This is a genomic window from Streptococcus koreensis, from assembly GCF_003627135.1.
Lineage (GTDB): Bacteria > Bacillota > Bacilli > Lactobacillales > Streptococcaceae > Streptococcus > Streptococcus ilei.
In genome coordinates, this window is sequence record NZ_CP032620.1 from 752,443 (window position 1) to 765,158 (window position 12,716).

Consider the following 12,716-nt stretch of genomic DNA (forward strand, 5'->3'; position numbering starts at 1 on the left):
GTTTGATAACATTTGTTATGTATCAAACAATAAAAATATGAAAAAGGAGATACAAATAAATGAAGGAAATGTTTAATAGACGTCAGCGCTTTTCTTTGCGAAAGTATAGCGTTGGCGTTTGTTCTGTATTACTAGGGACAGCGCTTTTTGCTGTCGGAGCTCCGACAGTAGCTGCGGATGGAGTTAGTGCGTCTACTGACACAAGCAAGGAAACTGTAGAAAGCGTTCAACCCGAGGCTGACCAAGCGCCTCAAGATACTGCTACTACAGCTCCAGGTGAGACTTACGCTCAGGGAGCACCTGCACCTAAAGTGGAGCTTCCAAACCCTGCTTTAGCAGCTGAGGCAAAAGCTGCGACTGAAACTCCAGCCGCACCTGAAGCAAAACCAGCTGTAGAAGCAACTCCAAAAGCAGAAGTGGTTGCAAAACCAGCAGTTGCTGAAGCAGGTGTTACTGCAGAAGAAACTGCCAAACCAGCAGAAAAAGCTGAAGAAGCAAAACCAGCTGCACCTGAAGTAAAACCAGCAGCTGAAGCAAAACCAGCTTCACATGAATCAAACAAACCAAGAGTACGTAATCGTCGTGCTGTTACTAACGAAGCTGTTACTGGAGACCACAACTCTAACCCAGTAGCAGTAAGCACTTACTTAAAAGATGGGGAAAAAGTAACTCCAGAAATTAAAGATGCTAATGGGGCAACTGTAAGCTCTCAACCTGTACCAGCTGGGTACGCAAGAAAAGAAGGAGATGTGTATACTTACAGTATCATAGACCTTACTCGCTTCAATGAGAGATATAATACAAATTATTATACCCGTGCGTATAAAAGATTTGATGATTCTACAGAAACAACTGTTGAATTAATTGATAAAACTACTGGTAATGTAGTAGAAACTAGAACTCTTTCTGCGTCAAGCGGTATTCAAAAATTCACAACTACAACTGCGGCCTCTAATGGTCAATTAACTGTGAAATATGATTACGACAAAGGTTTAGGAGCAGGAGCTGGTAAAACTGACGAACCATTTATTCAATTTGGTTATGAAGTTGGTGCTAGTATTCAAGCTTTAGTAAATCCAAAAAATGAAGCTGAACAAAAATTATATCAAGATGTTTATAACGCTCGTACATCAACTGATATTATTAACGTTGTGGAACCAGCTTATAACGGTCGTACAATTACTGATTCAAACGCTAAAATTCCAAAATTTGTCGAAAAACCGACTTACTATAGAGTAGTCGATAAAAATAATGCTACATTCAATGCAAATAAAACTGATGTAACAGTTCAAGACTACGTACCAAATGGTAATGAAGTTGATTTAGCTAAATATGCAACTAAAGCTATGGAAGGACAACATTTCACAGCGTCTGGTGAGCGTCAATTTGATGGATACAAACTTTACCAAACAGCAAATCCAGATTCGACAACTGGCTTTGTAAGTCGTCCTTACGTAGTTGGTACTAAATTCATGGACGCTGAGCGTGCAGGAATTAAACGGATTAAAGAAATCGTAGGTGAAGATGGATCAGTAGTAGTTCGTGTTTATCTTCTTGATCCAAAACAACAAAGTAAACGTTCTGATGGCACATTGGAAACAGATGGCTACATGTTGTTAGCAGAAACCAAGCCGATTAAACCAGGTGATTATAACAAACAAGAATTAGCAGTTAAGAAATCACCACTTCACACCATTCCTTTCACAGATAGTAAAGGTGTAAACTATCCAGACGGGAAAGAAGTTTCATTTGACTTCCAAACAGCTGCTGGATACACACCGAAGAAGACTGTCTTCGTTCCATTCTTGGGAGATAACATTGGTCACCTTTCACCAAATAGTCAATTAACAAATGGTGCATATGTACAAATTGGTACAAACGTTGACTTATTAAACTCGTTAACACCATATAAACCGACTGTTTACTACTATGTAAAACAAGAGCCAGTCGAAGTTACTCCAGAAGTTGAAAAACAATTGGAAGGACGTGTACTTGTTGACGGTGAGTTTACTTTCAAGTTAACAGAAAAGAGCAGCAGCCCTGATAAACATGAAGAAACAGTTACCAATAAAGATGGTAAAGCTACATTTAGCAAACTTACCTTTAACAAAGTTGGTACTTACACTTACACAATCACTGAGACTCCAGGTTCAGATGCAAACGTTGAATACGATGCAATGACTGTTACCATGACTGTTAAGGTAACTGAAAATGCTCAAGGTGATTTACAAGCTACTGTTAAATACAGTGCTGAAGGTGGATTCAAGTCAGGTGATGAAGATAAAATCTTCAACAACTATGTTGTAGCACCAGTTAAGACTAAGTTTGACTTCAGTAAGAAATTGGCTGGACGTGAACTTAAAGACGGAGAATTCAACTTTGTTCTTAAAGATTCAAGAGGTCAAGAAGTTGAAACTGTTGCCAACAAAAAAGATGGTACAGTGACATTTACTGAATTGTCATTTGACAATACGAAAATTGGTACACATACCTATACTGTAGAAGAAGTTGTTCCAGCAACGAAAGAAGCTGGTATGACTTACGATACTATGAAGGCAACTATTACAGTCAAGGTTGCTAAGAACGGTCATACACTTACTACGGTAACAAGTGTATCATCAACTGGTGGTGTAGATGATAATGGAGCATCAACTGATGGTACTGAAGATAAAGTATTCAACAACAAAATCACTCCTCCGGAAACTCCTGAGTTCCAACCAGAAAAATTCGTCCTTAAAAAAGAAAAATTTGACCTAACAGGTACAAAATTAATGGACGATGACGATGAGCTTCAGGATGAGTACACAGAAACAAATGCAAATCCGTATGCTGATCAAACCAAGAACAACGAAGCGGAAAACATCAATACCAAGACTGTTGAACGTGGTGATAAATTAGTTTACCAAGTATGGTTGGATACTAAGAACTTCACTGACAAGAACAACATCCAATCTGTAGGTATCTCTGATACATACGAAGCAGATAAATTGACTGTTAACGCTGCTGATATTAAAGCTTACGATAGCGAAACAGGAGTTGATGTAACATCTAAATTTGATATTACAGTAGCTAACGGAATCATTACAGCTACATCTAAAGCTTCTATGAACAAATCTTTAGGTGATGCTGATAACACTCAAGTTATCGATACAACTAAATTTGCATTTGGTCGCTACTACAAATTTGATATCCCAGCAACAGTTAAAGCTGATGTTCCTGGTGGGGTAGACATCGAAAACAAAGCCAACCAAATCGTTCACGTTTACAACCCAGTAAGCAAATCTGTCGAAACTCCAGAAAAACCTACTCAAAAACGTGTAAACTCTGTACCAATCACTGCAGAATTCAACTTCACAAAACGTTTGGAAGGTCGTGATCTTAAAGCTGGCGAATTTACATTCGAGTTGAAAGACAGCGACAATGTTGTGATTGCGACTGCAACCAACGATGCAGATGGTAAGATTAAATTCTCTCCAGTGGAGTACACAAATAAAGCTGGTAAAAAAGTTACAGCCCTTAAGTACAAGAAGGGTCAAGAAGGTACTTACACTTACTCTGTAACAGAGGTGAAAGGTACAGACACAACTGTCACTTACGATACTATGAAGGCAGAAGTAACTGTGACAGTATCTCACGACGGTACAGCTAAAGCATTGGTTGCTAACCTAACTGAACCAGCTGACAAAGAGTTCAACAACACAGTAACTCCTCCAACAGAACCTAAGTTCCAACCAGAGAAGTATGTATTGAATAAAGAGAAATACTCTATCACTGATAACAAGCTTCTTGATGATGATGCTGAGTTGGCAGACAAGTACGCAGATACTAATGCGAACCCATACGCAGACCAAACTAACAACAATGAAGCAGAAAACATCAATACCAAGACTGTTAATCGCGGAGATAAGCTTTACTACCAAGTATGGTTGGATACAACTAAATTCTCAGCTAACAACAAAGAAAACGTTCAATCTGTAGGAATCACTGATGACTTCGATGAAACTAAAGTTGACGTTGATTCAACTAAGATCAAAGCCTACGATTCAGTATCTGGTGACGATGTAACAAACAAATTCGACATCAAGGTTGAAAATGGTGTGATGACTGCAACTCTTAAAGCTGGCTTCACTAAGTCACTTGGAGATGCAGAAAACACTCAAATCATTGACACAACTAAATTCGCATTTGAACGTTACTACAAATTCGATATCCCAGCAACAGTTAAAGCGGATGTACCAGGTGGAGCAGACATCGAAAATACTGCCGCTCAAGTAGTAAACTACTACAACCCAGTAAGCAAGACTGTTGAAAAACCAAACAAACCAACTGAAAAACGTGTCAACAGCGTACCAGTACCAGTAGAATTCAACTTCACTAAACGCTTGGAAGGCCGTGAGCTTAAAGCGAACGAATTCAGCTTCGTGCTTAAAGATTCAACAGGTAAAGTTGTTGAAACTGTAAGCAACGATGCGGCAGGAAACGTTAAGTTCTCAGCTATCGAATTCAAGAAAGAACAAGCAGGCGTTCACAACTACACAGTAGAAGAAGTTAAAGGAAGCGACGCAACCGTTACATACGACACAATGAAAGCGAATGTAACAGTAACTGTTTCTCACGATGGAACAGCTAAAGTTCTTGTAGCTACTGTTGGTGATATCGCTGATAAAGAGTTCAACAACGTAGTAACACCTCCAACAGAGCCTAAGTTCCAACCAGAGAAATTCGTTCTTAACAAAGAACAATTCGATATCACTGGTTCTAAACTCGTTGACGATGATGATGAGTTGACAGATGAGTATGCAGATACAAATGCAAACCCATATGCTGACAAAGATACCAACAACGAAGCAGAAAACATCAATACGAAGACTGTGAAACGTGGCGACAAGTTGGTATACCAAGTATGGTTGGATACAACTAAATTCTCTGAAACTAACAAAGAAAACATCCAATCAGTAGGCATCTCAGATGACTATGATGAAGCTAAGTTGGATCTTGATTCTACTAAGATCAAAGCCTACGATTCAGTAACAGGTGCAGAAGTAACAGATAAGTTCGATATTACAGTTAATAACGGAGTCATCACCGCAACTCTTAAAGCTGGCTTCACTAAGTCACTTGGAGACGCAGACAATACTCAAGTTATTGATACAACTAAATTTGAATTTGGACGTTACTACAAATTTGATATTCCAACAACAGTTAAACAAACAGTTAAAGCTGGTGAAGATATCGAAAACACTGCGGCTCAAGTAGTCAACTACTACAACCCAACAACTAAGAAGGTTGAAACTCCAGAAAAACCAACACAAAAACGTGTAAATAGTGTTCCAGTTCCACTTGATCTTAAATTCACGAAATCTCTTGAAGGTCGTCAATTGAAAGATCAAGAATTCACATTCGTTCTTAAGAAAGATGGCAATGTTGTCGAAACAGTGAAGAATGACGCTGCTGGTAAAGTTACCTTCAAGACTCTTGAATTTGGTAAAGACGATCTTGGTAAGACTTATAACTATACTGTAGAGGAAGTAGCTGGAACAGACGCAACCGTGTCATACGACTCAATGGTCGCTACAGTCAAAGTTGAGGTATCTCACGATGGTACAGCTAAAGCGATCGTTGCGAACGTAACAGATGCGGCTGATAAAGAATTTAACAACGTTGTAACACCTCCAGAAGAACCTAAGTTCCAACCAGAGAAATACGTTGTTTCTGAAGAGAAATTCGATATCACAGGTGACAAGCTCGTTGATGATGATAAAGAGTTGGCAGACAAGTACGCAGATACAAATGCGAACCCATATGCGGATGATGCATCAAACAACGAAGCACAAAACTTGAATACGAAGACTGTGAAACGTGGCGACAAGTTGGTTTACCAAGTATGGTTGGATACAACTAAATTTGATGCAGCTAACAAGGACAACATCCAATCAGTAGGAATCTCTGATAACTACGATGAAACGAAGTTGGATCTTGACTCTACTAAGATCAAAGCCTACGATTCAGTAACAGGCGATGATGTAACAGAGAAGTTCGATATCGCTGTGGACAACGGTGTGATTACTGCAACTCTTAAAGCTGGCTTCACTAAGTCACTTGGCGATGCAGAAAACACTCAAATCATTGACACAACTAAATTCGAATTCGGACGTTACTACAAGTTCGACATCCCAACAACAGTGAAAGCTGATGTGGCAGCTGGTGTAGATATCGAAAATACTGCGGCTCAAGTTGTAAACTACTACAACCCAACAACTAAGAAAGTTGAAAAACCAAGCAAACCAACTGAAAAACGTGTCAACAGCGTACCAGTACAAGTAGAGTTCAACTTCACTAAACGCTTGGAAGGTCGTGAACTTAAAGCCAACGAATTCAGCTTCGAGCTTAAAGATTCAACAGGTAAAGTTGTTGAAACAGTAAGCAACGATGCAGCAGGAAACGTTAAGTTCTCAGCTATCGAATTCAAGAAAGAACAAGCAGGCGTTCACAACTACACTGTAGAAGAAGTTAAAGGAACAGACGCAACCGTTACATACGACACCATGAAAGCGAATGTAACAGTAACTGTTTCTCACGATGGAACAGCTAAAGTTCTTGTAGCTACTGTAGGCGACATTGCGGATAAAGAATTTAACAACCGTGTCACTCCTCCAACAGAACCTAAGTTCCAACCAGAGAAATACGTTGTTTCTGAAGAGAAATTCGATATCACAGGTGACAAACTCGTTGATGATGACAAAGAATTGGCAGACAAGTACGCAGATACAAATGCGAACCCATATGCGGACGATGCATCTAACAACGAAAAACAAAACTTGAACACCAAGACTGTGAAACGTGGCGACAAGTTGGTTTACCAAGTCTGGTTGGATACAACTAAATTCTCTGAAACTAACAAAGAAAACATCCAATCAGTAGGAATCTCAGATGACTACGATGAAGCGAAGTTGGATCTTGATTCTACTAAGATCAAAGCTTACGACTCAGTAACAGGCGCAGAAGTAACAGATAAATTCGACATCACAGTTGAAGGTGGAGTGATCTCTGCAACTCTTAAAGCTGGTTTCACTAAGTCACTTGGAGATGCAGAAGATACTCAAATCATCGATACAACTAAGTTCGAATTCGGACGTTACTACAAGTTCGACATCCCAACAACAGTGAAAGCTGATGTGGCAGCTGGTGTAGATATCGAAAATACTGCGGCTCAAGTAGTGAACTACTACAACCCAACAACTAAGAAGGTTGAAAAACCAAGCAAACCAACTGAAAAACGTGTAAACAACGTACCGGTTTCAATTGAGTTCAACTTTACTAAGAAGTTGGAAGGACGCGAACTTCAAGCCAACGAATTCAGCTTCGTGCTTAAAGATTCAGAAGGTAAGACTCTTGAAACTGTAAGCAACGATGCATCTGGTAACGTTAAGTTCTCAGCTCTTGAATTCAAGAAAGGCCAAGAAGGCGTTCACAACTACACAGTAGAAGAAGTTAAAGGAAGCGACGCAACCGTTACATACGACACCATGAAAGCGAATGTAACAGTCACAGTGAAACACGATGGAACAGCTAAAGTTCTTGTGGCTACTGTTGGTGACATTGCGGATAAAGAATTTAACAACCGTGTAACACCACCAGAAACTCCAGAATTCAACCCAGAGAAATACGTTCTTAACGAAAAAGAATTTGATTTAACTGGAACTTCATTATTAGATGATGATAAAGAGTTGGCAGATAAGGTCGCAGATACAAATGCGAACCCATATGCGGACGATGCATCTAACAACGAAAAACAAAACATCAATACGAAGACTGTTAAACCAAAAGATAAATTGGTTTACCAAGTATGGCTTGATACAACTAAATTTGATGCAAACAACAAAGACAACATCCAATCAGTAGGAATCACAGATGACTACGATGAGGCTAAAGTTGATGTTGAAGCTACAACTATTAAAGCCTACGACGGTAAGACTGGTGCTGATGTAACAGATAAATTTGATATCACAGTAGCTAACGGAGTAATCACAGCAACCCTTAAAGATGGCTTCACTAAGTCACTTGGAGACGCAGAAAATACTCAAATCATCGATACAACTAAATTCGCATTCGGACGTTACTACAAGTTTGATATTCCGGCAACTGTTAAAGCGGACGTTAAAGGTGGAGTAGACATCGAAAATACTGCGGCTCAAGTAGTCAACTACTACAACCCAACAACTAAGAAGGTTGAAAAACCAAGCAAACCAACTGAAAAACGTGTCAACAGCGTACCAGTACAAGTAGAATTTAACTTCACTAAACGTCTAGAAGGACGTGAATTGAAAGCTAACGAATTCAGCTTCGTACTGAAAGATTCAGAAGGTAAAGTTGTTGAAACTGTAAGCAACGATGCATCTGGTAACGTTAAGTTCTCTAAACTTGAATTCAAGAAAGAACAAGCAGGAGTTCACAACTTCACAGTTGAAGAAGTGAAAGGTACTGACGGAACTGTCACTTACGATGCGATGAAAGCAGTAGTAACTGTAGAAGTTAAACATGACGGAACAGCGAAAGCTCTCATCACTAACGTAACAGATCCAGCAGACAAAGAGTTCAACAACAAGGTGACTCCACCAGAAACTCCAGAATTCAACCCAGAGAAGTATATCCTGAATGAATCTAAATTCGATATTACAGGTGACAAACTTGTTGACGACGATAAAGAGTTAGCAGACAAGGTAGCGGATACTAATAAAGATCCATATGCCGATAAGGTTGATAACAACGAAGCTCAAAATATCAATACGAAGACACTTAAGAAGGGTGATAAAGTATACTACCAAGTATGGTTGGATACAACTAAGTTCACTGAAGCGCACAATATTCAATCTGTAGGTGTAACAGATAAATATGACAGCGAAAACTTAGACGTCAACGTAGCAGAAATTAAAGCATACGACTCTGTAACAGGAGAAGATGTGACAGCTAAATTTGATATCAAAGTTGAAAATGGTGTGATTACTGCAACTTCTAAGACAGACTTGACTAAGTCACTTGGTGACACAGAAAACACTCCAGTAATCGACACTGCTAAATTGGCATTCGGACGTTACTACAAGTTTGAAATCCCTGCAACTATCAAAGCAACAGCTAAAGATGGTGTAGATATCGAAAACACTGCTTCACAAACTGTTCACCAATACGATCCAACTAAGAAATCTGTTGAGAAACCAGAAAAACCAACAGAAAAACGTGTCGTTAACATCCCAACTAAAGTTGAATTTAACTTCACTAAGAAACTTGAAGGACGTGAGCTAAAAGAAGGTGAATTTAGCTTCGTACTTAAAGATAAAGATGGAAAAGTTATTGAAACAGTTAAGAACGATGCATCAGGAAACATCAAGTTCTCTGCATTAGAGTTCAAACGTGGAGAAGAAGGAACTCACACTTACACTGTGGAAGAGGTTAAAGGTACTGACGCAGGAGTTGAATACGATAAGATGGTAGCTACAGTAACAGTAACAGTTACTAAAGAAGGCAAAGTCTTAACAACAACTTCTCAATTACCGGAAGATACTGAGTTCAACAACAAGGTAATTCCACCGAAACCACCAGTAACACCACCAACACCACCGGTAACACCGCCAACACCACCGGTAACACCGCCAACACCACCGGTAACACCGCCAACACCACCGGTAACACCGCCAACACCACCGGTGACACCACCAACACCACCGGTAACACCGCCAGCACCAGAACTTCCTTCTACTGGTGAAGAACAATCAGCTTCTGCTGCATTGTTAGGCGCTGCTCTTGGTTTGGTAGGACTTGCTGGTCTTGCAAGACGCAAGAAAAACGAAGACTAAACAAGTGGTAGACACTAACGATTCCCGTTAGGATCGTAAATGGTTTAGTTTTCCACAAGGAGGCCTCGCTCTAAGGAGTGGGGCCTTTTTGTTATTTTTTGAAAGCATTGAAATCACGTCTTGCAATATGATACAATAGAGGATATTTACAATAGTTAGGACAAAGATATGCTTATTTCGATTATTTCACAAGGCTTGATCTGGGCTATTTTGGGACTGGGGATTTTTATGACCTTTCGTATCTTGGATTTCCCAGATATGACTACAGAGGGCTCTTTCCCATTAGGGGGAGCCGTTGCGGTAACTCTGATCACCAAAGGGGTTCATCCTTTGCTAGCCACCCTAGCCGCCGTTGGTGCGGGTTGTTTGGCTGGATTAGCAACAGGTCTTCTTTATACCAAAGGGAAGATTCCGACGCTGTTATCAGGGATTTTGGTGATGACTTCCTGTAACTCAGTCATTCTCTTTGTGATGCAACGGGCCAACCTGGGTTTGCTTGGCTACTCAAAAATCCAAGATATGATTCCTATCGCCAGTGGTGTGAACGAGATTATCATTGGGATCATCTTTGTGACCCTGGTGATTGCTGCTATGCTCTTCTTTTTAGATACCAAACTGGGGCAGGCCTATATTGCGACAGGGGACAATCCTGAGATGGCTAAAAGCTTTGGGATCCATACCAGTCGGATGGAGTTGATGGGGCTAGTGGTTTCCAATGGGATTATTGCCTTGTCAGGTGCCTTGATGGCCCAGCAAGAAGGCTATGCAGATGCTTCTCGAGGGATCGGGGTTATCGTCGTTGGCTTGGCTAGCTTGATTATCGGAGAGGTTCTTTTTTCAAAACTGACCTTAGCAGAACGTTTACTCAGTATCGTTATTGGATCGATCATTTATCAATTCTTGATTTGGGCTGTGATTGCTATTGGGGTAAATACCAGCTATATCCGTATCTTTAGTGCTATCATCTTGGCTATCTGTCTCATGATTCCAACCTTTAAAGAGAAACTGCTGAAAGGAGTCAAACTCAGCAAATGACCGCAATTGTAGAATTAAAAAATGCCACCATAGTGGTGAATAATGGCTTGAATGAAGAAAAAGTCATTTTGGATAATGTCTCATTGGAGATTCATGAGCATGACTTTATCACCATTCTTGGGGGCAATGGTGCTGGGAAGTCAACTCTCTTCAACACCTTGGCTGGGACCCTTCCGCTGACGAGTGGTCAAGTCTTGATCAAGGGAGAGGATGTGACTCACTATGGTCCAGAAAAACGGGCAAAATACCTATCCCGTGTCTTCCAAGATCCAAAGATGGGGACAGCCCCTCGTATGACAGTGGCTGAAAATCTCCTGATTGCAAAATTCCGAGGAGAAAAGCGAGGTTTGGTTCCTCGTCGCCTTGCCCACTACAAAGACGAATTTAAAGAGGTTTTGAGCCAGATTGGCAATGGTTTAGAGAGGCATGTCGATACGGCGGTAGAATTCTTATCTGGCGGACAACGTCAAGCCTTGAGCCTTTTGATGGCTACCCTGAAACGCCCTGAACTCTTACTCTTGGACGAACATACAGCTGCGCTCGATCCCAAGACGAGTCAAGCCTTGATGGAGCTGACGGATCGTTTTGTCAAAACAGATCGACTGACTGCCTTGATGATTACCCACCATATGGAGGATGCGCTCAAGTACGGAAATCGCTTGATTGTTATGCAGGATGGAAAGATTATCCAGGACTTGAATCAAGAGGAAAAGGCTAAGATGGCCTTGTCTGATTACTACCGTTTCTTTGAGTAAATTTAGAAACTAGTTTCAGTGTGTAATCGCTTGCAATACCGATATTAAAGGAGTATACTATAGGTGAAGATAAGGGAGAAGGGGTTGATACCAATGCCTTATAGATTCATACATTAGGTTACTTCGCTTTAGGTCTGTCTTCGCTGACACTTGATTGTGCTTTTTATAAAAAAGCTAGAACGTCGGAAATGTTAAATCGGTTGAGCCGTCAAGTAAGTCTGCTTAACTTACTAAATGACATTGAAATACGTGGAAATAGTAGTGGAAGCTTTAGATGGTTTTCGAACTTCGGTATGCTCAACTGAGTGCTTTGTAACAAAACTGAAAGAGAAATTGCAAAGAAAACCACTGGTATGTAAAAACGTACCATGAATAGAAATGAAAATCATAACTGTTGTTTTCGTTAGCCTAAATGGTTAATCGCCTCTTGTCAGTGAAGCAGACCAGACCTCTAGTCCCGTAAGACTGGAGGTCTTTTTGTCTGTCATGGTAGAAAGTCGAGGTGAGGGCAGTGGGATTGCCGTATGCACATGAATATAGCTGTCGAGCTCACTTTAAAGAAAGAGCAATGGAACGATTTGGAGTCGATGAAGATCAGTTGAGACGCTGGGTCAATCAACACGTGCCCTCGCTTCATCATTTTGATAGCAGTTTTGATCAACGGCCCGATACGGAAGCCTATGTAGCAGAGGACGGTGTCGTCTTTGTGTGTGATCTGAAGAATCGGGAATTTATTACCTGCTTCCAAGCTGTCAATTTGACGGTGGATGAAGAGCAGAAGGAGGCCTGTCAAGATATTCATCGTGAGAATGTGCTAGCCTATAAACATAGTCAAAGCAAGCTCCTGAATCGCTATCGCTTGAAAGAAGCCAAAGAGTTACTAGCCAATATTGAAGAGCATCTGGATCGATTTTATAGCTTGTCTCAAACCCTTAAGAAGGGGGCTCTCAGCGATCGGAATTACCAGCATTTGGAAGAACTGCTAAATGAGTTTCACGTGATCAAGGCGGCGATACGGGTGATTGAGAATAAGAAAAATGATTATCATACGGACTAGTGTTTCTTTACCAAGCTG

At 40.6% G+C, this 12,716-nt stretch carries 4 protein-coding genes; all 4 read left to right on the forward strand.

Annotation, left to right across the window (positions count from 1 at the left end; all coding sequences use genetic code 11):
* Positions 1–59 precede the first annotated feature (59 nt).
* The 4 genes from D7D50_RS03920 to D7D50_RS03935 all read left to right on the forward strand — a co-directional run bounded on the left by D7D50_RS03920 (position 60) and on the right by D7D50_RS03935 (position 12,698).
* Positions 60–9,851 (forward strand): SspB-related isopeptide-forming adhesin, encoded by a 9,792-nt coding sequence (locus D7D50_RS03920; RefSeq protein WP_120701528.1) that lies wholly within the window; start codon positions 60–62, stop codon positions 9,849–9,851.
* Positions 9,852–10,019: 168 nt separating this feature from the next.
* Positions 10,020–10,886, forward strand: coding sequence for an ABC transporter permease (locus D7D50_RS03925; RefSeq protein WP_120701529.1), 867 nt, complete (start codon positions 10,020–10,022; stop codon positions 10,884–10,886).
* Positions 10,883–11,641 (forward strand): ABC transporter ATP-binding protein, encoded by a 759-nt coding sequence (locus D7D50_RS03930; RefSeq protein ID WP_120701530.1) that lies wholly within the window; start codon positions 10,883–10,885, stop codon positions 11,639–11,641. The genes D7D50_RS03925 and D7D50_RS03930 overlap by 4 nt, the downstream gene beginning before the upstream one ends.
* Before the next feature lie 568 nt (positions 11,642–12,209).
* A complete protein-coding gene (locus D7D50_RS03935) occupies positions 12,210–12,698 on the forward strand; it encodes a hypothetical protein (RefSeq protein ID WP_023024564.1) in 489 nt (162 codons plus the stop codon).
* The last annotated feature ends 18 nt before the right edge of the window (positions 12,699–12,716 follow it).